The sequence below is a fragment of the Paenibacillus cucumis (ex Kampfer et al. 2016) genome (genome assembly GCF_019748695.1).
GTDB classification, from domain to species: domain Bacteria; phylum Bacillota; class Bacilli; order Paenibacillales; family Paenibacillaceae; genus Paenibacillus; species Paenibacillus polysaccharolyticus.
Genome location: NZ_JACLIC010000046.1, coordinates 120,949 through 146,458, shown reverse-complemented (window position 1 = coordinate 146,458; position 25,510 = coordinate 120,949). Strand labels below are relative to the sequence as shown.

General features: G+C 46.7%; 26 protein-coding genes and 1 other annotated feature. Of the genes, 20 read left to right on the top strand and 6 right to left on the bottom strand.

What is annotated here, in order from left to right:
- The first annotated feature begins 231 nt into the window (after positions 1 to 231).
- From H7T88_RS25825 to H7T88_RS25790, 8 genes are all read left to right on the top strand, one after another.
- Positions 232 to 645, top strand: a complete 414-nt coding sequence (locus tag H7T88_RS25825; RefSeq protein WP_090921137.1) for a YlbF/YmcA family competence regulator — start codon at positions 232 to 234, stop codon at positions 643 to 645.
- A 131-nt stretch (positions 646 to 776) separates the two neighbouring features.
- Complete coding sequence (locus H7T88_RS25820; protein WP_221791126.1) at positions 777 to 1,181, top strand: PaaI family thioesterase; 405 nt, start codon at positions 777 to 779, stop codon at positions 1,179 to 1,181.
- Between the two features lie 85 nt (positions 1,182 to 1,266).
- Complete coding sequence (locus H7T88_RS25815; protein ID WP_221791124.1) at positions 1,267 to 2,076, top strand: NUDIX hydrolase; 810 nt, start codon at positions 1,267 to 1,269, stop codon at positions 2,074 to 2,076.
- Between the two features lie 53 nt (positions 2,077 to 2,129).
- Positions 2,130 to 2,687, top strand: a complete 558-nt coding sequence (locus H7T88_RS25810; RefSeq protein WP_090921100.1) for a cysteine hydrolase family protein — start codon at positions 2,130 to 2,132, stop codon at positions 2,685 to 2,687.
- 92 nt (positions 2,688 to 2,779) lie between these two features.
- The gene (locus H7T88_RS25805; RefSeq protein ID WP_221791122.1) at positions 2,780 to 4,234 is read left to right on the top strand and encodes a nicotinate phosphoribosyltransferase; all 1,455 of its coding nucleotides are present in this window, start codon (positions 2,780 to 2,782) and stop codon (positions 4,232 to 4,234) included.
- A 401-nt stretch (positions 4,235 to 4,635) separates the two neighbouring features.
- Entirely contained in the window at positions 4,636 to 5,280 is a 645-nt protein-coding gene (locus tag H7T88_RS25800) for a hypothetical protein (RefSeq protein WP_221791120.1), read from the top strand.
- A 13-nt stretch (positions 5,281 to 5,293) separates the two neighbouring features.
- The gene (locus H7T88_RS25795) at positions 5,294 to 6,307 is read left to right on the top strand and encodes an oxidoreductase (RefSeq protein WP_221791118.1); all 1,014 of its coding nucleotides are present in this window, start codon (positions 5,294 to 5,296) and stop codon (positions 6,305 to 6,307) included.
- A gap of 87 nt (positions 6,308 to 6,394) precedes the next feature.
- Entirely contained in the window at positions 6,395 to 6,955 is a 561-nt protein-coding gene (locus H7T88_RS25790) for a flagellar basal-body rod protein FlgG (RefSeq protein WP_221791116.1), read from the top strand.
- Between the two features lie 45 nt (positions 6,956 to 7,000).
- Here the strand turns inward: H7T88_RS25790 and H7T88_RS25785 are convergent, their stop codons facing one another.
- Positions 7,001 to 7,519 carry a MogA/MoaB family molybdenum cofactor biosynthesis protein gene (locus tag H7T88_RS25785; protein WP_260511140.1) on the bottom strand — a complete coding sequence of 173 codons (519 nt, stop codon included), beginning with the start codon at positions 7,517 to 7,519 and terminating at the stop codon, positions 7,001 to 7,003.
- Positions 7,520 to 7,689: 170 nt separating this feature from the next.
- Here H7T88_RS25785 and H7T88_RS25780 point away from each other — a divergent pair, with 170 nt between their 5' ends.
- The 5 genes from H7T88_RS25780 to H7T88_RS25755 all read left to right on the top strand — a co-directional run bounded on the left by H7T88_RS25780 (position 7,690) and on the right by H7T88_RS25755 (position 12,665).
- On the top strand, positions 7,690 to 8,787 hold the full coding sequence (locus H7T88_RS25780) for a CobW family GTP-binding protein (RefSeq protein WP_154959024.1): 1,098 nt from the start codon (positions 7,690 to 7,692) through the stop codon (positions 8,785 to 8,787).
- Between the two features lie 72 nt (positions 8,788 to 8,859).
- Positions 8,860 to 9,195: a four-helix bundle copper-binding protein gene (locus H7T88_RS25775; RefSeq protein WP_221791114.1), complete on the top strand. Its 336-nt coding sequence runs from the start codon at positions 8,860 to 8,862 to the stop codon at positions 9,193 to 9,195.
- A gap of 81 nt (positions 9,196 to 9,276) precedes the next feature.
- Positions 9,277 to 9,568: a binding site (T-box leader), on the top strand.
- 67 nt (positions 9,569 to 9,635) lie between these two features.
- Positions 9,636 to 11,348: an arginine--tRNA ligase gene (argS, locus tag H7T88_RS25765; protein WP_221791110.1), complete on the top strand. Its 1,713-nt coding sequence runs from the start codon at positions 9,636 to 9,638 to the stop codon at positions 11,346 to 11,348.
- Positions 11,349 to 11,489: 141 nt separating this feature from the next.
- Positions 11,490 to 12,035: a hypothetical protein gene (locus H7T88_RS25760; RefSeq protein ID WP_154958924.1), complete on the top strand. Its 546-nt coding sequence runs from the start codon at positions 11,490 to 11,492 to the stop codon at positions 12,033 to 12,035.
- Positions 12,036 to 12,092: 57 nt separating this feature from the next.
- Positions 12,093 to 12,665 (top strand): YdcF family protein, encoded by a 573-nt coding sequence (locus tag H7T88_RS25755; protein ID WP_221791108.1) that lies wholly within the window; start codon positions 12,093 to 12,095, stop codon positions 12,663 to 12,665.
- 194 nt (positions 12,666 to 12,859) lie between these two features.
- Here H7T88_RS25755 and H7T88_RS25750 read toward each other — a convergent pair whose 3' ends face one another.
- Together H7T88_RS25750 and H7T88_RS25745 are read right to left on the bottom strand one after the other, a co-directional pair.
- Entirely contained in the window at positions 12,860 to 14,953 is a 2,094-nt protein-coding gene (locus H7T88_RS25750) for an ABC transporter ATP-binding protein (RefSeq protein ID WP_260511139.1), read from the bottom strand.
- 12 nt (positions 14,954 to 14,965) lie between these two features.
- On the bottom strand, positions 14,966 to 16,711 hold the full coding sequence (locus H7T88_RS25745; protein WP_221791106.1) for an ABC transporter ATP-binding protein: 1,746 nt from the start codon (positions 16,709 to 16,711) through the stop codon (positions 14,966 to 14,968).
- A 527-nt stretch (positions 16,712 to 17,238) separates the two neighbouring features.
- On the opposite strand from H7T88_RS25745, the gene H7T88_RS25740 reads away from it, so the two are divergent.
- Both H7T88_RS25740 and H7T88_RS25735 read left to right on the top strand, forming a co-directional pair.
- Positions 17,239 to 17,535 (top strand): HesB/YadR/YfhF family protein, encoded by a 297-nt coding sequence (locus H7T88_RS25740; RefSeq protein ID WP_154886324.1) that lies wholly within the window; start codon positions 17,239 to 17,241, stop codon positions 17,533 to 17,535.
- A gap of 62 nt (positions 17,536 to 17,597) precedes the next feature.
- On the top strand, positions 17,598 to 18,047 hold the full coding sequence (locus tag H7T88_RS25735; protein ID WP_221791105.1) for an NUDIX domain-containing protein: 450 nt from the start codon (positions 17,598 to 17,600) through the stop codon (positions 18,045 to 18,047).
- A 101-nt stretch (positions 18,048 to 18,148) separates the two neighbouring features.
- On the opposite strand, the gene H7T88_RS25730 is transcribed toward H7T88_RS25735, so the two are convergent.
- From H7T88_RS25730 to H7T88_RS25720, 3 genes are all read right to left on the bottom strand, one after another.
- Positions 18,149 to 18,661, bottom strand: coding sequence for an ADP-heptose synthase (locus H7T88_RS25730; RefSeq protein ID WP_090921076.1), 513 nt, complete (start codon positions 18,659 to 18,661; stop codon positions 18,149 to 18,151).
- 189 nt (positions 18,662 to 18,850) lie between these two features.
- Complete coding sequence (locus tag H7T88_RS25725) at positions 18,851 to 19,294, bottom strand: DUF441 domain-containing protein (RefSeq protein WP_090921075.1); 444 nt, start codon at positions 19,292 to 19,294, stop codon at positions 18,851 to 18,853.
- 5 nt (positions 19,295 to 19,299) lie between these two features.
- Entirely contained in the window at positions 19,300 to 20,340 is a 1,041-nt protein-coding gene (locus H7T88_RS25720) for a YpdA family putative bacillithiol disulfide reductase (protein WP_260511138.1), read from the bottom strand.
- Between the two features lie 179 nt (positions 20,341 to 20,519).
- On the opposite strand from H7T88_RS25720, the gene H7T88_RS25715 reads away from it, so the two are divergent.
- The 5 genes from H7T88_RS25715 to H7T88_RS25695 all read left to right on the top strand — a co-directional run bounded on the left by H7T88_RS25715 (position 20,520) and on the right by H7T88_RS25695 (position 25,291).
- Positions 20,520 to 21,113 (top strand): DUF2087 domain-containing protein, encoded by a 594-nt coding sequence (locus H7T88_RS25715; protein WP_154958921.1) that lies wholly within the window; start codon positions 20,520 to 20,522, stop codon positions 21,111 to 21,113.
- Between the two features lie 503 nt (positions 21,114 to 21,616).
- Entirely contained in the window at positions 21,617 to 22,711 is a 1,095-nt protein-coding gene (gene rsgA, locus H7T88_RS25710; RefSeq protein ID WP_221791103.1) for a ribosome small subunit-dependent GTPase A, read from the top strand.
- Positions 22,712 to 22,768: 57 nt separating this feature from the next.
- Positions 22,769 to 23,107, top strand: coding sequence for a L,D-transpeptidase (locus H7T88_RS25705; RefSeq protein ID WP_090921069.1), 339 nt, complete (start codon positions 22,769 to 22,771; stop codon positions 23,105 to 23,107).
- A gap of 34 nt (positions 23,108 to 23,141) precedes the next feature.
- The gene (locus tag H7T88_RS25700) at positions 23,142 to 23,663 is read left to right on the top strand and encodes a GNAT family N-acetyltransferase (RefSeq protein ID WP_154983864.1); all 522 of its coding nucleotides are present in this window, start codon (positions 23,142 to 23,144) and stop codon (positions 23,661 to 23,663) included.
- 146 nt (positions 23,664 to 23,809) lie between these two features.
- Entirely contained in the window at positions 23,810 to 25,291 is a 1,482-nt protein-coding gene (locus tag H7T88_RS25695) for an aldehyde dehydrogenase family protein (protein WP_221791101.1), read from the top strand.
- The last annotated feature ends 219 nt before the right edge of the window (positions 25,292 to 25,510 follow it).

Genomic DNA, 25,510 nt, shown 5'->3' with positions numbered 1-25,510 from the left:
GATTCTGTAGAAGCGAAGCGTTCGCCTTTATCTCCGGATTTTCTCCTTGGAGAAGGGGGCGAAAAAAATCCGGAGATAACAGCGATCGAAAGAACGATCCGTACCCGTAGCGTCCACCCAAGCCTTAGTACAAACACTGATGTTTAACCGCAGTCTCATCTTATATCATCTCATACGAATGGAGCGATCACAGTGGCGCAGGAAGAAGAAGTGCAGTACAACCATTACGGAATGCCAACCTACGATACGCGCAATTTGATCATACGCGACGACATTATGGGAAAGGCCAAAGAACTGGCAGATATGCTCGGAACGAGCGAAGAAGTAAGGCAGTTTCAACAGGCAGAAGCCAAAATCCGAGATCATGAGCGCATTCAGCAATTGATCGCAACGATTAAGAAAAAACAAAAAGAAATCGTTGCTTTCGAAAGCTTCAACAACAGTGCCATGGTTAGCAAAATTGAACAGGAAATTGATGACTTGCAAAACGAACTGGACAGCATTCCGCTAGTAACCGAATTCCAGCAGAGTCAAAGTGACATCAATTATCTGCTTCAACTAGTCATCTCGGTGATTCGGGATACAGTATCCGAGAAAGTCAATGTCGAAGCTGGAACGGATTCACCTCCGACCAGCTGCGGTTAAATGAACGGAAGGGTGCGGACGCAGTCCGCGCCTTTTTTGACATCATAGAGAGCGATGAACTCAGAATGAAGCAACAAAAAAGACATCTAGAGTGAGTTAAACAACGTATGGAATAGAAGGAGAAATGAAACATGAGTATTTTGGACAAAATGGTGGAAGACGGCGATGGCCGATTCTGGGGATTTCTCGGGTGCCGGTACATCAAGGGCAACAAACAAGAAGTCCAAATTGCGCTGAGCGCAGGAGAGAATCATACCAACTCGATGGGCATAATTCATGGTGGTGTGTTGACCTCATTGATGGATCAGGCGATGGGTATGGTCGCGACAGCTGCCATGGAGGTGGATAGTTGTGTCACGACTAACCTTAATGTACATTTTCTGGCGCCGATGAGTCAGGGTGAATTAATTGTAACGTCAACCGTGTTGCATCAAGCTGGGCGTAGCATCACGACCCAATCTGAGGTTCGCGATTCCTCAGGAACGCTGGGGTGTATGGCTACAGCGACGTTCCGTGTGGCGAAATCGAGAGCCTGATGACGGAAACTGGAATCCACAGTTGACAAAAATTATTATTATGTCATAATGAGATTATCAAAATGAAAAATAGTCGGTGGTGCCCATGAGCGAAAACAACAAACACGTTAACACTGAATCAGCAAACGATGAACTGGAAGCACGTAATTATAGTTCCAAAAAATATCGTACCCCCGACGGGGTTCCTGCAGATATCGTCATGTTCACCTTGACGAAGCGGGAGCGCAAAACGGTAACGAAAACCCTCCCGATTCGGGAGTTGAAGGTTATGTTAATTAAACGCAAGGGCTGGCCTTTTGCCGGAAGATGGGCATTGCCTGGTGGATTTTGCCAAGAAAATGAGTCCATTTACGGTGCGGCGAAGCGCGAACTGATGGAGGAGACCGGTGTAGACGGCGGACATCTCGAATATCTAAACGTTTATAGTCAGCCCGGACGTGATCCCAGAGGTTGGATTATCTCTCATGCCTTCTTTGCACTTGTAGAGGAATGGATGCTTGAACACAGGCAGGCAGCAGATGATGCGGAAGATGTAGGGTTGTTTACGATCCAGGAGGCACTGGAAGAACTGGAACTCGCCTTTGATCACAGAACGATCATCGAAGATGCATACAGACGAATTCAGCAACAGATGCTGGAGACAACGATTGCGAGACAGTTTCTGCCGCGTGATTTTACGTTAAGTGAATTATATCAGGTCATCCAGAGTGTTGTACCCGATTTCGAAGAGCCTAATTTTATTCGTAAAATAACATCTACACGCAGCCGTAAAGGGATTGTCGAGGAAGTGCGTGACGATGATGGCAATCTGGTCAGCTCCAATCAGTACTCCCAGCGTCCGGCACAGCTGTATCGATTCACTGAACTAGTGCCGCGTTTATCGATCTATACGTAAGATGAGTTTTGCATGATGCATTCAACCATATTCAAACCAAGGGAGTGTGGACGATGAAAGCATTGATTGTTATTGATTTTACACAAGATTTTGTTACGGGAGCATTGCCTGTGGGGCAGCCGGCCGTAGAGATTCAGGAAACGGTAGCGGCGATTACCAAGGCGTATCTCGATAATAAAGATGAAGTGATTATGGCAGTAGATTTACATGAAAAAAATGACCCTTATCATCCGGAAACCGTACTTTTCCCGCCTCATAACATCCGTGATACTGAGGGAAGACAGCTATATGGTCGTCTTGCCGAAGTAATGGAGAAGCATGCGAATGAAATTCGGTGGATGGATAAAACGAGATATAGCGCGTTCTGCGGAACAGACCTGGAACTGAAGCTGCGCGAACGAGGCATAACGGATATTGCGTTAATCGGGGTATGTACAGATATATGTGTATTACATACCGCTGTGGATGCCTATAACAAAGGATTCCATATTACGATCTATGAGGACGCTGTAGCCAGTTTTAACCCTGCAGGGCATGAATGGGCACTTGGGCACTTTCGTTCCAGCATGGGGGCACAGGTGGTTAAGGCAAGTGAAACGATTTTGGACTGATTCGCCACCGAACATTGCGGTGTAATCAGCTTTAAGCTCGTATTTTCAGGAATGATCTGAGAAACGAGCGGAAGTCAGAGAGGATGAGACAAATGCAGACAACAAGCCTGGCTTTACATACGGATAAATATCAGATCAACATGATGTATGCGCACTGGGTGAATGGTACACACAAACGGAAGGCGGTATTTGAAGCCTACTTCCGTAAGCTTCCTTTTGGCAACGGTTATGCCGTATTTGCCGGATTGGAGCGCATTGTGAATTATATTAGCCAGCTACGTTTCACCATGGAAGATATCAAGTTTTTATCCAAACAACCAGAGAATTATGATCCGGTCTTTCTGGAGGAATTGCTTCAGTTCTCTTTCCAGGGAACGATTCATTCCATGAAGGAGGGTGCAATTGTTTTTCCTGACGAACCGCTCATTCGGGTTGAAGGCTGTATTCTGGAAACGCAGTTGGTGGAAACGGCCATACTTAACTTCATGAATTATCAGACACTGATTGCAACGAAAGCATCTCGTATTAAGCAGGTGGCACAGCAAGATACATTGCTTGAGTTCGGAACACGCCGTGCACAAGAAGCAGATGCCGCAATTTGGGGGGCTCGTGCTTCATATGTAGCCGGTTTCCATGCGACATCCAATATGCTGGCTGGTGAACAGTTTGGCATTCCGACAGCAGGCACACACGCACATTCCTGGGTGCAGAGCTTTATGACGGAACAGGAGGCATTTGATGCGTATGCAAGAGTGCTACCGGATCAGGTGACGCTTCTCGTGGATACGTTTGATACGCTGAATAGCGGCGTGCCTCATGCGATCAAAACAGCCAAGTGGCTGGAGAGTCAAGGCAAAAAGATGAATGCTATTCGTCTGGATAGCGGCGACCTTGCCTATCTTTCGATTCAGGCCCGTCAGATGTTGGATGAAGCCGGACTGGACTATGTGAAAATCGTAGCTTCGAATGATCTCGATGAAAATACGATCTTTAACTTGAAAGCTCAAGGTGCACGGATCGACACATGGGGTGTCGGTACACAGTTGATTACAGCATCAGATCAGCCTTCTTTGGGTGGAGTCTACAAGCTGGTAGAGCGTGAGGTTAACGGTGAAATGTTGCCAACGCTTAAAATATCGGCCAATCCCGAGAAGGTGTCTACACCGGGTAAAAAAGAAGTCTTCCGCATCATTGATCCGAAGCATGGCAAAGCGATCGCGGATTATATCTGCTATCCAGATGAGGAGCAGCCGCTTCAGGGAGGACCGCTCAAGCTGTTCAACCCGCTACATCCTTATCTGAAAAAAACGGTGACCCGTTATGAAGCAGTTAACATGCTGGAGCCGATTTTTGTGAATGGACGTAAAGTGTATAACCTGCCTACGCTCGATGAAATACGCACGTATCATAAGGAGCAGTTGAACCTTTTCTGGCCGGAGTACCAACGGAAGCTGAACCCGGAGATTTACCGCGTGAACATCAGCCCGGCCGCATGGAATATGAAGCAAAAGTTGATTGCTGAGCATGTGAAATCAACGGAAGAGTAATATTTTATAGCTGTATGTTAGAATCTTGAAGGCATAACCGGTAGGTATTACTGGCTTATGCCTTTTTGATGTAATGAACCGGTGATGGTTTTTAATTAACATGTGTGCAGTTTCATAGAAGTGTGCTGAAGGAAGATATACACTCTCTGAATAAGCAATAATTGTGAAGCGACTTTGGTATAGCCATCTCATGCATTTGCATCACCTATTCCAAGGTTTGTCCCGAGTAATACCCTATCATTATTTCTCGGGAAAGCGCAGGAAACGCCAAATGCCGCCACATTTCGAAAGTTACTTCGTCATTAGGGGGGGGGCTTAGAAGAACAGTTGAACAGGATTGAAAACCAACACTGTTTCAAACCGATGTCAGCAGGGGATGAAAGGTAGAGGAGGGCTGGCTGATGAGATATATGTTTGGACTAGTATGGGTTGCATTTATAGCTTATGCACTGTTTATGGCGCCGGGGAACTCCCCCGCGAATGATCCAATATTCAAAGAATTACTCACATTGCAGAGCAGGGAGCCATGGCTACTGACGGTGTTCTCATGGTTGGGCATTTTTCCGGCTGTGTATGCATGTATTCTACTTCGAAAATCAATGACAGCATCGAAGAGGCAGCGGATGCCAGCATGGCCGTTTGTCTTGTTTTCTTTTGGGCTTGGAGCATTTGCATTATTGCCCTATTTTGCGTTGATTTCACCATCCCCAACAGACGTACATGATCCGGATTCATCTGTTAAACAGTCGAAACGAGGTGTCTCGCGAGTGGCCTCGCATAAGCTGACCCATCTGATCCTGTTGTTGCTTACACTAGGGTCGGCACTTTATGCGTTGATCGAAGGCAATTCCGAACGCTTCGTGGACGCATTTTATCAATCCTCGTTTGTACATATCATGACGATTGATTTCATAGTACTGACGTTACTGTCTACGTATGCTATCTATCGCGATGCCAGAGTGAACGGAAGAACAACAAACTGGGCCTGGGCAGGATTACTGCCGCTTGCAGGACCATTATTATATCTGCTTTTGGAACGAAAATAAGGAGATGAGACCGATGAAAGAACAATTTCAGGCTTATGTGATACGTAAGGATGATCAGAAAGGGGTTACAGCCAAACTTGAGCAGTTGAAAAAAGAAGACCTTCCTAATGGGGATGTGACCGTACAGGTACACTATTCCAGTGTGAATTATAAGGACGGATTAGCATCTCTTGAAAAAGGAGGCGTCATACGGAATTATCCCATGGTACCTGGAATCGATATGGCCGGGACGGTAGATGAATCTGTGAGTGGACGTTTTGCACCTGGGGATCGGGTCATTAGTACGGGATTTGAACCCGGGGTCTCCCATTACGGGGGATATAGTGAATATGCTTGTCTTCGTAGTGAGTGGTTAGTGCCTCTCCCGCAAGGGCTGAGTGAAAAAGAAGCGATGGCTATTGGAACGGCAGGGTTTACTGCTGGACTCTCGGTAGACGCCTTGTTACAAGCGGGGGTAACGCCGGAAATGGGAAAAATACTAGTTACCGGCGCTACGGGGGGCGTTGGCAGTATGGCGATAGCTATCCTTGCGAAGCTTGGTTTTGAAGTGACGGCAAGCACAGGTAAAAAGCAGCAAGAAGAGGAACTGCTTCGCAATTTGGGGGCTTCCGAAGTCATTTCACGTGAAGAAGCGGATGCCCCAATCAAGGGAGCCATGGGCAAACAGCAATGGGCGGGCATCGTTGATCCAACTGCGGGGCCAGCACTGGCGGAGCGCTTGAAACAGGTACAATATGGTGGAGCTGTTGCTGTATCCGGGTTAACGGGGGGCAACGGATTTGAATCAACTGTTTTTCCATTTATTTTGCGTGGCATCCAGTTGATTGGTATTGATTCAGTGTATTGTCCCATGGAACGTCGAGAGCGCATCTGGAACAAGCTGGGCAGTGAATGGAAGCCAGATCGTGCACTTGCGCTGGGGGTTCAGGAGATTACGCTAGATCAGTTGCCGCATACAATAGAGAACATACTACAGGGCGGTGCAGTTGGGCGTACCGTTGTACGTGTCTCCTCTGAATCATGCTAACTTGGAATAAAATGTGTATCTCCTAGACATGCTAATCCTACCTGAGAGAGTCACAGGTACCGTGACTCATGGAAAGGAAGGATAGACATGCTGTTAAAGGAGAAAAATCCGAACCTGATGGGGCGGAATGTAAAACGATTTTTGATGTTAAGTGGCTTGGTAATCCTGAGTCTAATATCTCTCGCAGCTTGCACATCTTCATCTATTGAGCAGGAACGTAAGCTCTATACAAGGGAAGCAACAACGGAAGGGAATTTCAGAGCCAAGCAACAAGGTCACGGCTTAAACGGTACGTTAGCAAGAGAAATGACAACCGGTTTTGCTGCCAAACATATTAAGCTGATGAACAATATGTTCGAGGATGATGCTGATGGTGGCATGTCATATATGTATTTATTGAATGGTAGTGCAAGACATATCGTGAAAGTACACATTTATCGTGATGCGAAAATCCGTGCAGCAAGAATGGAAGAAATGTATGGGGAACCTAAAGAAAATGCCGTTCTCGAGAATGTAATGGGCAGAACGACGATTCGTAGCAAAGGGCATGTATCGTTGGTTTATACGGCTTCCGGCGGAGAGAAGGATGTGTATGCACAGGACGTCCTGCAAGTATTTGAAGATGTGCTGCAACAAAAAAAAGAGTAGTGACTTACAAACTGTCCAAGTGGAAAAACAAACCCGTCTGATGATTCAGACGGGTTTATATATTTCGCGCATGACATGGCGCAGTTCAGGCAAAATAATGCGTTCCATGGCAAGTTTAACGGCCCCGCGAGAGCCTGGCATTGAAAATACAGCTGTACGTCCGATAGTTCCGGCAACTGCCCGACTGAGAATAGCTGCTGAACCAATATCTTCGGTATAACTTAAGTAACGGAAGATTTCACCAAAACCGGGCAGTTCTTTGTCCAGAAGGGAAGATACAGCCTCGTATGTAGTATCTCTTGGAGCAATACCGGTACCTCCGCTTAACAGTACGGCTTCGATATCATCCCGTACAACAGCGTCTTGCAGAATCGTCTGAATCCGTTCTGTCTCGTCAGGTGTAATGATATACTCCACAACCTGATAGCCAGCTTGGTGCAACAACTCATGCATAAGTTGACCGCTCGTATCGGTTTCTTTGGTACGTGTGTCCGAAACGGTAACAACCATACAGGCCACCGTTTGTGGTGCTTCCTGACGGTGCTGTTCAACTGAATTGGTCATTGAAATCCTCCTCAAATAAACATGTCCTCATAGCATAGACTATTCATGTTAATCAGGCAATGAAGTTTTCTTCAACAGAACAGGCGTATTGCACAACAATTGAAGGATAGTGTACACTCGCTTAATAGAGTCAGACTAAGGATAGAGATGGGCAGAAAGGTGTGTAAATAATGAGTATCATCAATGAACAAAAACCAAGTATTCCTGTATATATTTTGTCCGGTTTTTTGGGCAGCGGTAAAACGACATTGCTTGTAAAGCTCATAGAACACTGGAAACAGCAACAACTGCGCCCAGCCGTGGTGATGAATGAACTGGGTGAAGTGAATCTGGATGGTCAGATCGTAGATGAGGAAGTGCCCATGACAGAAATGTTGGGCGGATGCATCTGTTGTACTGTACGAGGAGATCTCGGGCTGCAGCTGGCAGACCTCGTTCAAGAAGAGTCACCTGATGTTATTGTTATTGAGGCAACGGGCGCAGCGAATCCGATGGAAATTTTGGATGCGGTGACGGAAACATCTCTTTATATGCGTTTGGAGCTGAAAAGTTTGATCACCGTAGTGGATGCGGCTCATCTGTCAGGCCTGTATCAGGAGCAAAAAGGAAAAACCTTTAAATTAATGCAAGAACAAATTCGTTGTGCTTCGGTGTTGCTCTTGAATAAAACCGACCGAGTTCAAGAACAGCAACTGCAGGACTTGGAAGAGCTTTTGAATAAATGGAATGGCTTTGCCCCCGTGATTCCAACGGTCAAATGTGAAGTGTCTATGGAGCAATTGCTTCATAGTGGTGCCGACGTTCACATTCATCAATCCAATATAGCAGGCGATGCATCGAAAAATGCAGGAGAGACTCATGTGCATACAGATGCTTGCCGTACTCATGGATGCAATCATGGACATGATCACACAGATCAACGTGACAGCAACCATTCAAGCGACCATGGCGAGCATTCTGTCAAGCCACATACATCACATGAACATGTTATGGTATACACACATTATTTCAGTCAACCTGTGAACAGCGAAGCATTCGAACAGTTTGTGGCTAGCTTGCCGCGTGACGTATATCGGGCAAAGGGAATCCTTTCGTTTAGCGATACCGCAAGCCGCTTCTGGTTTCAGTATGCCTATCGTGAATCAGATTACATGAAGATCACACCTCAAGGAGATGTGCCGAATGTAGCTGTGTTTATCGGGGAGCATTTTGATCAAACTGCCATCCGTGAACAATTACTGGAATTGGAAGCGGTAAAACAAGACTAGGATAATGGTTCAAAGTTCCTCCCTGGTGGGTATTAAGAAGCATAGCAAACTTTGCCTGGGAGGTAACTTTAAATGACACAACAACAATACCAACAATGTATCGATGCTTGCCTGGAGTGTATGAATGCTTGCAACGTATGTTACATATCGAGTCTGAAAGAATATAATTTAGCGATGCTTCGTGACTGTATTCGTATGAACCGGGAATGTGCTGATATCTGTGCATTTGCAGCGCAAGCCATGACACGTGGAAGTGATTTCATCGGTGAAATCTGTGAATTGTGTGTCAAAGCATGTGAAGCCTGTGCAGCGGAATGTGGTAAACATGCACATGATCATTGTCAGGATTGCGCTGAAGCTTGCCGTAGATGTGCCGAAGCTTGCCGTTTAATGGTCGCAGTTGCTTAAACTATCTATGTAATCAATTTAAAATAACAGGGTTGCTAATCCATACCAGGATATGTATAATGATCTGAAATGATCGAAACAGCAATATCCGTGATCGGGAGAGTAGCCCAGATTCAGGCCATGACAGCGAGCCGGGACAGGTGTAAGCCGGTATGTGATGAACTGTGTGAAGCGCACCCGTGAGATGGTTATCCGAAGCCATGTATAGGCTCCATTTGGAGTTCGTTGTATATGGATTTGAGGGTAATCCGGCATGCAACCGTTATTTGCACCGAGCGGATCGGTTACACCTTCTTGCAGCATGCTGTAATACAGGTTACCGTTCACTTAGAGTGGTACCGCGGGAACTGTAAACACAGCTCTCGTCTCTTATTTGAAGAGACGAGAGCTTTTTTGCGTTTATTTTAAGGCATATATCATGCAGAGAAGGAGTGTTAGATGTGTTATTGAAGCAGGCTGCAACTCAGATTGCCCCGTTAACCGGGCTCACACCAGAAGAAGTATTGAGATTATTGGAAGTCCCGCCGCAGGAGGAGATGGGGGATGCTGCATTTCCCTGTTTTACGTTAGCCAAGTCGCTAAGAAAGGCACCGGTCGTTATTGCTGGAGAAATTGCCGTTGCATTACAGACCGAGGGTATGGATGCTACAGCAGCAGGTCCTTATGTGAACATTCGTTTTGACCGGAATGTCTTGGCGCCCCAATTGCTCGAAGAAGTGGGTAGCGAGACATTTGGTAAACTGCAGCTCGGGCAAGGAGCGCGTGTTGTCATTGATATGTCCTCACCTAACATCGCGAAACCTTTTGGCATTGGGCATTTGCGTTCCACTGTCATTGGTGCAGCGTTGTATCGTTTATATAACGAAGCGGGTTATACCTCGATAAGTGTGAATCACCTAGGGGACTGGGGGACGCAGTTTGGCAAGCAAATCACGGCATATAAGCGGTGGGGAAACGAAGAGATGTTACAAGCAGATCCAATTCGTAATTCTCTTGAACTATATGTTCGTTTTCATGATGAAGCAGAGAAAGATCCTTCTCTAGAGACCGAAGCACGGGAATGGTTCCGTAAGCTGGAGCAGGGGGATGAAGAAGCGAAGCGTCTATGGACTTTCTTCGTAAACGTGAGTATGCAGGAGTTTAACCGGATGTATGAACGCTTGAATGTGGATTTTGACCGTACGCTCGGTGAGAGCTTTTATAATGACAAGATGGGTGCCGTTGTGGAGGAACTTCGAGGCAAAGGACTGCTGGAGGAAAGTGACGGTGCGCTCGTTGTTCGGCTGGATGAAGAGAATATGCCACCATGTCTGATCATTAAAAAAGATGGAACGACGATCTACCCAACCCGGGATTTGGCAACAGCAATCTATCGTCATGATGTGATGCAGGCAGATAAGTTGTTGTACGTCGTTGGTGGAGAGCAGAGCCTTCACTTCCGTCAAGTATTTACGGTATTGTCAAAGATGGAGTATGACTGGGCAGATCATTGTGAGCATATTCCGTTTGGTCTAATGCGTTTCGAGGGGCGGAAGATGTCCACACGCCGGGGGAAGGTTGTTTTTTTACAGGAAGTACTGGATGAAGCTGTCGCTCGTGCCTTGCAAATTATTCAGGAAAAAAATCCGAATCTGGAGCAGGCTGAGCAGGTAGCCGAAGCCGTTGGTGTAGGGGCGATTATCTTTGGTGATCTGCGCAACAATCGCATGAATAACATTGATTTTTCGCTGGAGGATGCGGTAAGTTTTGAAGGAGAGACTGGCCCTTATGTGCAATATACTCATGCACGAATTCAAAGTGTGCTTGCCAAAGCCGCTAATGTGTCACGTGATGAACAGGAAATGGATTCGGACACGGATCAGATGAATAACCCTCCTGTAGCAATTGTCGGCGATACCTCTTGGGTGTTGCTGAAATTGCTGAGTGACTATCCGGCTTATCTGGAAAAAGCAGTGCTTCGCAACGAACCATCCGTGATTGCTAAATACACGATAGACGTTGCTCAAGCCTTTAATCGGTTTTATCATGCTGAACGAATTGCGGATGCACCGTCAGGTGTCAAGGCTTTTCGGGTGAAACTGGCCGAGCACACCGCGAAACGTCTGGCGTACAACTTGTCTTTATTGGGCGTACGCGCTCCCGAGCAGATGTGATCTAAGTTCAGATTACGAAAACAGGAGGGAATCCGAAGTTATGCGCTGGCTTTTCCGGCAACTTGAATGTTGTTTGCAGTTTCGTTACGATAGAGACATAATAAACAGCCAAGGTGCACGGATAGAAAGGAGCGCTCGCATATGCATAACACGGATTTCCAGAATGATTTCATGCTGGACAGCGAACACTCCAAGGAATTGTTTGCCTATTACGGCTTGGCCGTATATTATGGACAGGCGCTGGAACAGCAACTGGTTAATCTTATTTTGTTAACTAAAATGTCACAAGGCAAGGTGGTAACTGAGGAGGAACTAGAGGAGCTGTACGAGCGGAAGATGAGTAGTTCACTGGGGCAACTTATTCATGAAGCACGGCATCATTTTACGTTTTCCGAAGAAGAAATAAGCAGTCTGAATGAATTATGGCAGCAACGAAATCGGATTGTGCATCATTATTTCAAAGAGCGCATTCATGAAACCTTCAGTCCGGAAGGTCGGACACGTATGATTAAGGAATTGCAAGATTTTAAAGAACGTGCACAGGAACTGGAGCTCGTACTCCAGCAATATATAGGTGCCTGGATGGCAGCATTGGGACTAAAGGATGAGTCTGCGGCAGCATGGGTTGCTCTGGAACGAATGCATGCGGCGAGATTTCAGGAACGTGGGCCAGATGAGGAATTATGAGTGACAAACATTCAATCAAAACGTAGCTGTAAAGGTATCACAAAACGGAGTGTAGTTATGGGGTTGGCATCGTTGCTCTTATTTATTCTCATCTGGGCAGTGGTCACAGCCGCAAGTATTCTCTCGTATATGCATGAAAGCTCACCAAGAACATCTGATGCAGCGATTGTGTTGGGTGCAGCGGTGCAAGGAGATATTCCCTCGCCGGTATTCCGTGAACGAATTGAACAAGCCATAAGGTTATATAGAGCAGGCACAGTTCGTAACCTCATTTTTACTGGGGGCTCCAGTCAAGAAGGTATTCCTGCTGAAGCTTTGGTCGGACGCCAGTATGCTCTTACGCAAGGCGTGAAACCGGAGCACATTCAGGTGGAGGACAAGTCGGTAATCACCCAAGAGAATCTTATATATGCGCTGGAAATAGGTAAGAGGGAAGGTTATCGTACCTACACTATTGTCAGCGACCCTCTGCATATGAAACGTTCCATGAAAATGGCAGCCGAACTTGGCATGGACGCCGTACCATCTCCTACACAAACGACCGCGTATCACAGCTGGAGTACGCAAATCCCGTTCCTTGTCCGAGAAATAATTATGTATATGGGATATACAGTTAGAGGCTGGACTTAGAGGGCGAACTTAAAAGTGAAGAGACGGTCTTTTATTATAAGGTGAAGATATTGTCGTAGAGCAATAATAAAACCCGTTCTGTCAGTAACCTGAAGGCTACTGTATAGAACGGGTTTTATGTGTTGTTTTAATGCTGGCCGGATGTCCTTGTTGACGAAATATGTTCTGCTAAATGATAGCGAAAGAGAAGAAAGTTACACATTTCCTCCGGCGAGTGATGGCGAAGATGTACTAAAAGCATCAGCTGAACGAGTCGAGCCATCGGCGATGGCTTCGCCTTGAGCCCCTTGTTGCAATTGATACATCTGATAGTACCGGCCTTTCAGCTCCATCAACTCATCATGCGCCCCTTGCTCTACAATTTTTCCGCGATGCAGCACGAGAATCTGATCTGCAGAGCGAATGGTTGACAGACGATGGGCGATGATGAAAGTAGTACGTCCTTTTTTGAGGACTTCCAGCGCGTTCTGGATCAAAGCTTCCGTCTCTGTATCAATGTTGGCGGTGGCTTCGTCCAGAATCAGGATCGCGGGATCGAAGGCGAGTGCGCGTGCAAAAGAAATCAACTGCCGCTGTCCGGCAGACAGTGTGCTCCCTTTCTCAACTACCGGCTCGTCAAAGCCTTGCGGCAGATGCGCCAGAATACGTTCTGCACCTACATCACGCAGTGCCTTTTCAATGCGTGCCCGGGAGATCTTTTCATCACCCAGACTGACATTGGAAGCAATCGTGCCTGTGAAGAGATAAGGGTCTTGCAGTACGATCCCCATATGTTCCCGAATCCACTGCTTCGGCAATTCCTTAACGTTCTGTCCGTCAATCGTGATTTTGCCTTTTTGCGGATCATAGAACCGGAACAGCAAGTTAATGATCGAACTTTTACCGGAACCGGTGTGACCGACCAAGGCCACCGTCTGGCCTTGTGATGCTTTGAACGAGATATTGTTCAGCACATAATCTTTTTTATAAGCGAACGACACATCGTCAAAGACGACATTACCTTTGTACCTCGGCATCGAGCCGTCTGTAACGGGTTCTCCTTTTTCATCCATCAGCTCAAATACACGGCCGGCAGAGACAAGAGAGGAGTCAAGGTTCGCAAGCTGGTTCACCATACCGATGATCGGCTGGAACAACCGCCCGAGAACATCAACAAAGGCATACAGTACACCCAGTGAAATAATACTTGTACCTGTGATCGCACCTGCTCCAAAGTACCACAGAACTACGGCAAAGGCGATATTCCGCAACACATTCACCAGGTTATGAGAGGTAAAGGCATTCAGATTGAGCATTTTGTTCTGATGTTTCATATAGTCTTCATTCAGTTCTTCGAATTCCTGGCGAGTTTGCTTCTGGCGACGGAACACACGAATGATGGACATGCCCTGAATGGACTCGTTAATGATTGCATTAATCTCACTCAGTCGCGAGCGAATGATTGTATTGTATCGGGTGGCGAATTTGCGATAGAGCACAATCCATGCAATGAGCATCGGTACAACGAATAGTGAAATCAAACCCAGACGTACATCGAGCAGGAAGAGAGCGATATAAACTCCTGTTATCATAATAATGCCTGAGAAAAAGTTGGACAGTACCGCCACAAACAGATCTTTTACGGCTTCGGTATCATTAGTGACCCGAGAAACGACCTTACCTGCGGGCAGGTTATCAAAAAAGTTCACGGGCAACCGCTGAATGTGCGCATACACATCGTTCCGCAGCCGTTGAATGACCTTGTTGGCAGAGGATTGCAGCCAGAAGGTTTTACCAAACTCCATAATAACCGAAATGACAAGGAAGATCAGATAATACACAATTAATTGATAGATGCTTGGCATCTCGGGTTTGTAAAAGGCAAATAGTTCACCGGCAGACAGCGGCACAGCCGCGTATTGCCCAGTAACTTCACCTGCACGAGTTATGGTTAAGGTTCCGTTCGCATAGGAACGATCGCCGTCAGGAGCATTGACCGGCTCGCCGACGAAATAAAAGCTTTTGCCGGCTTGCAGTACGCGTACCTCGGCTCCTTTGGTTTCGTCTGGTGCAAACAAACCTTCACGTTTATAATTTTTCCCTTGATAAACGGCGGCGTCTTCCGAAGCTGCCGTCTCATAAAATGGCTGCTCAATGGCGAGCAGGTGATTATCAATCATGGATTTGGCGATAAAGGGTCCGGCGAGTTCAGCCGCAACTCCAATCGTCAGCATGATTAAGGCAGCGATGAATGTGCCTTTGGCTTTCAAGGCGTAATCCAGCAACCTTTTACCTGTATTGGACTTCAAATGAGTTACCTCCTACGTGGACAGATTGGACTCGACCTGTTGCCGTTCATATTGTTCACGGTACCAGCCATTCTTGGCGAGTAGTTCCTGATGAGTGCCTTCTTCCGTAATTTTACCGTGCTCCAGCACGATGATCCGATCTGCGTGTTCGATAGCTGACAAGCGATGTGTCGAGATCAGTGTTGTTTTGCCAGCGCGTTTGTTGCGAATATTTTCAATGATTTTAGCTTCTGTGCGAGCGTCAACAGCAGACAGGGCATCGTCAAGAATAAGGATATCCGGATCAGCGATAAAAGCCCTAGCCAGAGATACCCGTTGTTTCTGTCCACCAGACAAAGCGATACCTTTTTCACCTACAAGTGTATCGAGACCGTCAGACAACGTTCCGAGATCGCCGTCAAAAGCAGCGGTACGAATCGCTTCCATAATGACATCATCAGACGCGTTTGGCTTACCGAATTGAATGTTCTGACGAACGGATTTGGAGAACAATACTTGTTCCTGTGGTACGTATCCGATCCAGCTGTGCAGATCATCCTTCGCAATATCCTCGATGGAATGTCCTGAAATGCTGAGCGTACCTGATCCAGCAGGGTATTCGTGCAGCAATTGTTTGAGCAGGGTGGATTTACCACTTCCCGTGCGTCCTACCACGCCAAGTGTCTGTCCGCGTTGAATAGTAACATTGATATGACTGAGGTTATCCACGGTAGAGGTTGGATAGCGGAATGTCACATCTTTCATGACGATCTCATCCGGCTGCGTAATATGAACAGGATGTTCTTTGTCCTGAACAGCAGGCTCTACGGATAATGTTTCGTTCACCCGATCCAGAGAAGCACTACCTCGTTGCATGAGGTTAATTAATTCACCGATGGCAAACATCGGCCAGATCATCATCCCCAGGTACATGTTGAACGATACGAGGTCTCCCAGGGTGATTTCATTGTGGAATACAAGATAAATGCCGTAGGCCAGTGCAATGACGTAACTCAGACCTACGAATAGTCGAATGGTTGGTTCAAATAAGGCATCCATCCGGGCAACCGCTAAGTTTTTGCGATATACATCTTCCGTGACATCAGCAAATCGTTTCTCGTCCAGACGTTCCTGAACGTACGCGCGTACAACACGGATGCCTGCAATGGACTCTAACACCTGATCGTTCATATCACCAAAGGCATCCTGTGCCAACGTATAACGTTGATGCACTGCTTTACCATAGATCATCATAGCGATGGCGATAAAAGGCAGGGGCAGAATTGCAGCCAAGGTCAGCTTCCAGCTGACGAGGAACCCCATGGCGAACAGTACAGTTAAGAGAAATGCTGTGGAGTCTGTTAACGTGAGCATACCGAAACCTGCGGTTGTAGCAATAGAACGAAGGTCATTGGTGGCGCGAGCCATGAGATCTCCGGTTCTGTTTTTTTCGAAAAAGGGTGGTGTCATTCGCAGCAAGTGATCCATGAAGCGGGAGCGTAGCAACCGTTCTACGAGATTGGCTCCGCCGAATAATTTGTGCATCCATATGTACGTAATCAGATAGATAATGATGACCGTCCCAAGAATAAGTGCGATGTAAAACGTTAATGAGGTGCTTGTGATAGAGCCGCGTACGATCTCGTCGATGGCGTTCCCCAGAAGGCGCGGAGGCAGCAATTCAGCAATCCCCACAAGAATGAGCAAAATGACACCAACCAGGTATCTTTTGCGTTCCAGCCTGAAGAACCAGGCCAGGTTTTTAAGTACAGAGAACAAGTGTTATCCCTTCCTTTCGATGTGCAAGAAGTGCAAAGTTTCGTTCAAAATGACAGCTAAAGCTTGGTAAGGCTCATTCAAGCGCAGTTCAATCCAATAAAAAGCCCACAAAAAAAGACACACCGCACGCAGGCGGTATGTCTTATATCTTCATACGGCAGCATGACTCCAAGAGCAGAGCCGCCGCCGTACATAAGGTATTGTGAGCGAGCTTGACAGGGGTCTGATAAACAAGAGACACCTGAAGCGCTGTCTTATGAACGGAAAAGTGATTTCGGGGATACTCCGGTATTTAATTGTGTGTGAATGTGAACCAACTTATGTGTGTTAAACACCGTAATCACCCTTTCTTGTTAATGGAAATAAATGCAATGTAGACCTCGTATGTTTGCATCTTACCACCCGTTTTTACAATCTGTCAAACATTTTTCACAAGATCGTATGCCTGTGTATGATTTGCAGGGTTTGTGTTCAAGCCGCTCTAGCGATATGATGTAACATATATATACAAAAGGAGCTGACATCATATGAGTACCATACATGTATCCGACCAAGCTGCCCGCTGGTACAAAGAAGAATTGAACTTGAATGAAGGAGACAGCATTCGCTTTTTTGCTCGTTACAGCTCTGGCGGTGGTCTTCATCCGGGATTTTCTTTGGGAATTGCCGTTGAAAAACCGAGACATCCTGCGGATCAAACGGAAGTTTCCGGCATTCAATTTTTTATGGAAGATCACGATTACTGGTATCTGAAAGGGCATCAGTTGCATGTAGATGTTGTAGAGGATGGTCAGGATATTGAATATCGTTATACCGAAGTGTAATAAAACATTAGTCCATAAATGGAACGCGAGCACCGTCTTTTTTTAAAAAGGAGGGATGAGGAGTGGATCTACCGACACGGGATATTGGGCAATATATTGCGAAACGTGCAAATATTGTAGTCAAAGCAGCCATAATGGCTGCGAATGATCAAGGTGAGCTACTGCTCATCCAGCATGCCGAACAAGGGCATTGGCGAATACCTGTTGGAGAGATGCGTCCTGGAGAGACGATTGAAGGGGCAGCACTTCGTGAACTTTGGGAAGAAACCGGTTGGACAACGGAGTCGATGAGCTTTGAATCATTATACTCTGGACCGGAATTGCGGCAAGTGCATGCGAACGGGGATGAGGAGTATTATGTTATCGCCTTGTTTAAGGCGCGAATTATTCTTGATCATCTTGTGGAAGCGCGAGTAAACAGCGATGCGGGATTAAAGTTTTTTGAGCCGAATGCACTGCCGCCGATGAACAGTATTAGCCAAACGCTACTGGAACAGTCTGGCTTAAAGTAATACGTGCCACTAAAAGTACATGAACTCGAAAAAGACCTCGACTGCCACTATACAGTGAAAGTTGAGGTCTTTTGCATTTTTTCGTATATGTGTTCTCGGGATTATACCTGATCCAGCGGCTCATCATCCATTGCAAAATCGAAATCATCGATATCAAACACCTGCACAGGTGATTCGGACTCAATGATACGGGCGATTAACTCCACTTGATCGGTCAGGATTGGAATCCCCAGACGCTGAGAAGTAAGAATCAGTTCTGTCTCTATCGGATCAAAATATTCTCCATATTGAGCGGTATCCATGGCGTTAACAATCGTAATGGAGGCTTGATCACCAAATAGAATGGCGGGGCTTTTTGCCCATGGTACCGCCAGGGCGCGCTCAATCTTTTTCTTATTTAACGGCTCTTCAAAGTAGGAGATTAATTCATTGATCTTGGTTTTAACATGCTGATCATCTGTAGCATTATCCATCATGGGGTCAGCACTGCTCTGAAATTCATATAGTTCAAGGATGGTGGTGTAAGGAACGATATATTCCACAGGCGCCGGCGGCGCAAGCAATTGACCGTAAATAGCCACCATCACGGCTTCGGTAACAAAGGGACGTGACATGGTTCCTGAATCCTCCTGAGGACGATAAACGTCGTGAAGTGCTGAATGAGTTCATCTGACAAGGTGAGAAAGATGCCCATTCCCTGTTGCAAAATTCATGTATCGGTTTGCATGAATAGAAGTATAGCACAGAGCGGTGGGAAATACAGCCAGTTTGCAAAAGCATACACGATTACCGTACCGTACGGTTCAGGATTTACCTAAAAGCAGGGACAGGATGCCCGCTGCAATCAAAGGCCCGACAGGTACACCTTTGAACAAGGCAACGCCAAGAACTGTACCGATCAAGAGGCCTGCCACAACTGTTGGCTGTGTGCTCATCAGCGATGCGCCGCGACCGCCCAGATAAGCCACAAGCAAACCAACGCCAATGGCGAGAAGTGACTTCCAGTGCAGAAACGATTCACCTATGGTCTGCAAGCTCATTTTACCGCTGGCGAGAGGAGCCATGACACCGATTGTCAGAATAATAATACCCAGTGTGAGCCCGTATTTTTCAAGCCAGGGAAAGGCTTGATTGACATTGAGTACACGAAGCAGTAACAGGAATACCATCGCTACAGTTACAGGTGTGTTACTGCTGATGATGCCAAGCGCTGCGAACACGAGCAACAGGAGAGAGGTCATATCCATGGATTTCATTGCTCCTCAGACTGAGCATGATTTTTGTTGCCACGATGTTCTGAATTGTCAATGGTATGTTCTGTTTTGCTAATGATATGCTCAGCAATGTACCGTCCATGCCAGCGGCCTGACTCAATGAATACTTCATTGGCATTGCGCCCAGAAGCGATAACACCGCCCACATAAACGCCTGGTACACTACTTTCCATCGTTTGTGGATCGTACAGTGGCTTATCCATATCCTCAGACATCTCTGCTCCAATGGAAGCAAGCAATTGGCGGTCAGGTCGAAAGCCGGTCATGGCGAGCACGAAGTCATTCTCAAGCTCGGTTTCCGAACCATCTGTATGCACAATTCGAATGGAATCATCCAGGATTTCATTGACACGGGAACCAAGATGAAGCGTAATGCGGTTTTTCTGTACCATACTTTCAAATAACGGGCGAACCCAAGGTTTAATATGCTCGGACAGACCTGTACCGCGGTATACCATATCAATATGAGCGCCAACACGGACAAGCTCCATGGCGGCGTCAACCGCTGAGTTACTTCCACCAATGATAGCCACGCGTGTATTGGTATATGGGTGTGCCTCGCGGAAGTAATGCGTGACTTTATCCTTGTCTTCACCTGGAATGCCGAGGTAATTCGGGTGATCGAAATAGCCGGTAGCCACAACGACATGCCGCCCTTGATGTACGATGGTTTCTCCACGCCGATTAACCGTATGTACCTCGAAGGTGCCGTCTTCCTTACGCTGGATCTCACGGGCTTCCTCATAATTATGAATACGCAGGCCGAAATGTTCGGCTACTTTGCGATAATAGGCAAGTGCTTCATAACGAAACGGCTTGTCATTGGCCGAACTGAACGGCACGTTCCCGATCTCCAGCAACTCCGCCGTACTGAAAAATTGCATGTGAGTTGGGTAGAGATAGATGGATTGTACGATATTGTGTTTCTCAATAATGACAGCGGACAATCCTACCCGCTCGCATTCAATGGCAGCGGACAGACCGCATGGGCCTCCGCCAATGATAATGACATCTTCCATGTTCTTAATCCTCCTTCATTACAAGCAATATAATCCTACCGTAAATAACACTTCAATGCCAGTTCTGCGAGGCAACACAATGTGATGAAAAATCAAAAAATAAATTGAATTGACTTCCAGATAAATAAAGACTAGTATCAAATTAGATACTCATCTAATTAAATGTGAGGTGTATGTTGATGCAGCTTGAGAAAATTGTGGCCTATCACAAAGCCTTGGCTGATCCTACTCGCCTTCGGATGCTTTTGCTGCTTTCCGAAGGAGAACTGCATGGTCAAGCGCTGGCGGAGCGCCTTAACTTGTCTCAGCCGACGGTGACTCATCATGCTGCCAAGCTGAGAGAAGCTGCGCTTATTCAAGAGCGACGGGAGAAAAATACGGTTTATTTTACCCTGAACCCTTCGTTCATTCGCGAACATGCCCAGGCTTCAGTTGATTTTATTTTCAAAAGAAAGGAGCAGTCTGATATGACAGATGTGAACGAAACACTGAAAGCGTCTATCATGAGAAACTTTTTTTCCAAGGATGGCCGGCTTCGCCAAATTCCTGCGCAGTACAAGAAAAAGCTGGTTGTGCTTGAATATCTGGTTGAACAATTAGAGTCTGGACGCAAGTACAGCGAGAAAGAAATCAACTCGTTTATTCAGGAATATCATGAGGATTTTGCAACCCTTCGCCGGGAGTTTATCATGCATCAGTTCATGTACCGCGAAGACGGAGTGTATGAACTAAACCCTCGAGAAATGTGGACGAGATGGGATCAAGTGAAATAAAGAGAGAATAGCTACAAAAAACAATGGGCTTGACAAATGCACAACAGACTGTGTAACATGATGGCATATTCTACAAGGGAGGCGATGTTCATGACAAATCTAACGGCAGTATACGTGGAGTTGAATAGGAACAGCGTCTCCGGAACGGATCAAGGTACATCGATTTTGCTATAGCTGGATAGAAGTATCCAACTTTGGCGAGCGATGATAAGACCTTCATACAAAGTCACGGGTGACGTACACGTGGCTTTTTTGTGTACTGATATGGGGAGTTCCAGGGCTGGGATAACGGACGGAGTACAGGATGACCGTTATTCAACATGCTGTGGAGGCAACCTCATATTCGTATAACTATGGATTGCCGCGGGTGTGAACAACCTCGTGGTTTTTTTGTTTGGATCTGTAATCGGAGATGCAGGATGGTATCGTGAAAAAAATGAATTTAAACACACTTCAACTGAATCATAAACAATCTGGGAGGAATTTTTATTTTAAATCAACGTATGGAAAATAAGGGCATTGAAAATTATGGCTGGTCTGCGGCATGGGAGAAACGATGGTCTGAGGAACAGTTAGGCTTGGAATCCAAACGGCCTGCCCGAATTATTGCAGATCATGGACATATGCAGCGTCTGATCACAGCGGATGGAGAATGTTGGGGCAAAGTGTCAGGAAAACTCCGTCATGACAACTTGGAGACAGTACTTGCACCTGCTGTTGGCGATTGGGTAGCTGTGGCAGGAGAACAGGGCGAGGAAGTGATTATTCATCATGTATTGCCACGTCAGAGTCGTGTATCCAGGCAAGCCGCTGGCCCGGTAACGAAAGAACAATTGATTGCAGCGAACGTAGACTCCCTTCTGATCGTTGCGGCGCTTAATCATGATTTTAACCTCAGAAGACTTGAAAGATATGTGTTAATGGCTTGGAACGGGGGAGTAAGACCGGTTATCGTCCTGAGTAAAAGTGATCTGTGTGATGATGTACAGGGACGAATCCGTGAAGTGGAGGGGATTGCACCAGGCGTGGAGGTACTGGCGATTTCGGCAATCGAAGGACAAGGGAAGGAAATGCTGGAAACTTATCTGAAACCAGGTGCAACTGTAGCGCTCACTGGCTCCTCCGGAAGTGGTAAGTCCACACTGGTCAACTGGATGATGGGCAAGGATGTTCAGATTACGCAATCCGTGCGTGAAGGGGACAGCCGTGGCAGACATACAACGACACATCGGGAGATGTTTGTATTACCACAGGGAGCTGTCTTGATCGATACGCCGGGCATGCGTGAACTTCATCTCTGGGACGAAGGAGAAGAAGGTCTTTCACAGGCATTTGGAGAGATTGAAGAGCTGTCTGGCGCGTGCAGATTTATGGATTGCAGTCATACGAAGGAAGAGGGCTGTGCAGTTAAAGAGGCCATTGCAAACGGTGAGTTGGATGAGAAGAGGCTGAATAACTTCCTCAAGATGCAGAAAGAAATGCAGTATCAGCGGCGCAAGGAGGAGGTGGCTTCGCGCAAAAGGACAGCTTCAAGCAAACCGGTAAAAACACGCAAGGCCAAGCATGCCCATCGGGCCAAAGATTGGGAACAGGACTGATATGAGGCGGGGCATCCGTATTTGTCTTGCATAGGATAAGGCAGGAGGGATGTCGTGATGCCGAATTACAGAATCATCGTGGACTTGTCCGACCATATGTTATATCTGCTAGATGGAGATCAAGTTGTGAAAGGTTATCCGGTAGCCACAGGTAAAATGCTGACCAGCACTCCAAGCGGAGAGTTCACCATTGTCAACAAACAAGAGAATCCTGGAGGGCCTTTCGGTGTGCTCTGGATGGGCCTGTCCAAACCCCATTATGGTATTCATGGAACCAACGAACCATCGTCGATTGGCAAGTCCGTATCACATGGCTGCATTCGGATGTACAATTCAGACGTGCTGGATTTGTCCTCAAAGGTATCCGTGGGAACCCGAGTTACGATCCGGCCATAGGCCGGATATTCTTTTTTGAAAAGGGGGCGAAGCTATGCATATAAGGTTAGCACGTGAAGGGGATGCGAGGGGGATCGCATACGTACATACAGAGAGTTGGAAAACGACATACCGCGGAATTGTGCCAGATCACGTTTTGCATCTTTTGACTACAGAATCACGATTAGCTCAGTGGGAGCAGCAGTTACGCGCTAGCGAAAATGATCAGATTTTGATCGTCGCCGAGGATGAAGAGGGGGAAATTGTCGGATTTGCCTGTGGAGGTAAGGAACGCGAAGGTAAATTACCCTATGATGGCGAGCTGTATGCCATTTATCTGCTCCAGTCTCATCAAAATTCTGGAATAGGCAGACAACTTGTGAAGCAGGTGGTTCAGCACCTCCAGACATGCAAGATTGATAATATGATGATTTGGGCTTTGGAGCAAAACCCGGCGTGTCGTTTTTATGAAAAAATGGGTGGTATACCTGTTCATACACAGTCGATTCGTATCGGGGATGAAGATCTGGAGGAAGTCGCGTATGGCTGGCCTGATCTAGCTTCTTTTGAGGCATAGTGCACACGTTGCTTTATTCATATTGTGACAAAGCCCGATCCGCTTTCAGGTTGCATTATCCGTTTGCCTAACTTCGAACAAGGTTAATGAATGAGACATCGTTTTTTTTAATGTACATTCTAATCTGAAGATCGGAGGCTTGTGTAATGACTTTAGTAGATAACCAACATAAATCGGCGACGTGGACTAAACAGTTCATTTCAGGTAAATGGGTGGAAGGCTCAGGCGAGAAAACGATTGAAAACATGAATCCGTATACGGGTGAAGTGATCGCGACCTGGCGTTCTTCCAGTCCAGAGGATATAGATCAGGCTTATAAGTCTGCGCAAAAGAGTTCGGTGGAATGGAAAGCAACGTTGCCTTCCGTTAAGGAAGGGGTGCTTCGTAAAGTCTCCTCTTTAATGGAAGAACGAAAAGATGAGATTATACAGCTACTCATTACAGAATCCGGTAGCACACGCATCAAAGCTGAAGCAGAATTTGCCGCAGCGAAACGTATTGTGGATGAATCGGCTTCATTTCCTTTCCGAATGAAAGGCGAACTGCTTCCGTCCAATACGCCAGGCAAAGAAAATCGGGTAGTCCGTGAGCCCAAAGGGGTTATCGGCGTTATTGGACCATGGAATTTTCCGCTACATCTATGTTTGCGTTCCGTCGCACCCGCAATCGCACTCGGCAACGGTGTGGTGATTAAACCCGCTTCGGATACACCGATTACAGCAGGATGGCTGATTGCGGATCTCTTTGAACAAGCGGGTCTGCCAGAGGGCGTATTAAATGTAGTCGCCGGAAGTGGCAGCGAGATTGGGGATTATTTTGTCACACATCCCATTCCTAAAGTCATTTCATTCACGGGTTCTACAGAAGTGGGTAAGGGCATTGGTAAACTCGCCGGTGAGCATCTCAAAGAAACCGCACTGGAACTCGGTGGCAACAATGCGATGATCGTTCTGAATGATGCGGATGTTGAGCATGCGGCTCAGGCTGCTGTATTCGGAAAGTTCCTGCATCAGGGTCAGATTTGCATGGCGCTAAACCGTATTATCGTACACGAAGATATTTACGATCGGTTTGTTCAATCCTTTGTTAACAAAACGAAAAACATACATGCCGGTGATCCGGCTGACGAGAAAACACTGGTAGGTCCCCTAATCCGAAAGAAAGAAGTGGAACGGCTTCTAGAGCTCGTACAGCAGGCTAAAGAGGAAGGCGCGCAATTAGTGCTTGGCGGAACACATCAGGAAAGTGTGCTTATGCCAACCGTGCTTGCAGATGTCCAACGCGAGCAGGAGATTGTACAGCAGGAGCTGTTCGGACCAGTAGCTATCATTATGAAAGCTACAGATGAGCAGGATGCTATTGGGCTGGCTAATGATACTCCTTATGGTCTGAGTGGCTCTGTATTTACGGCCAATCTGGAGCGGGGGTACCGGGTGGCAGGGCAGATTGAATCGGGTATGGTACATGTCAACGATCAATCGGTGAATGATGAAGCACATGTCATGTTTGGCGGAGAGAAATCGTCAGGCATAGGTCGTTTTGGCGGAGACTGGGCGATTGATAAATTCACACGTACACGCTGGATCAGTCTACAACATCAATTTCGGGAGTATCCGGGCGTGAACTAAGTCGAATATGCATGAATAGAGAGAGGCAGTCCGTGGTTTATCCGAGTCGGTTCGCGATGAAGCGACAGGAGGTGCATGAAGCCCGTCTGAGTGATATTGGGACGGGCTTTTGCATCATTTTACAACGGATGCAAATAACACTCTCAATCGAATGAAAAAGCTGTTTGGGCAACTTCTGATCTGGTTATTTATGGATACACGGGACGAAGTACTCCGTAA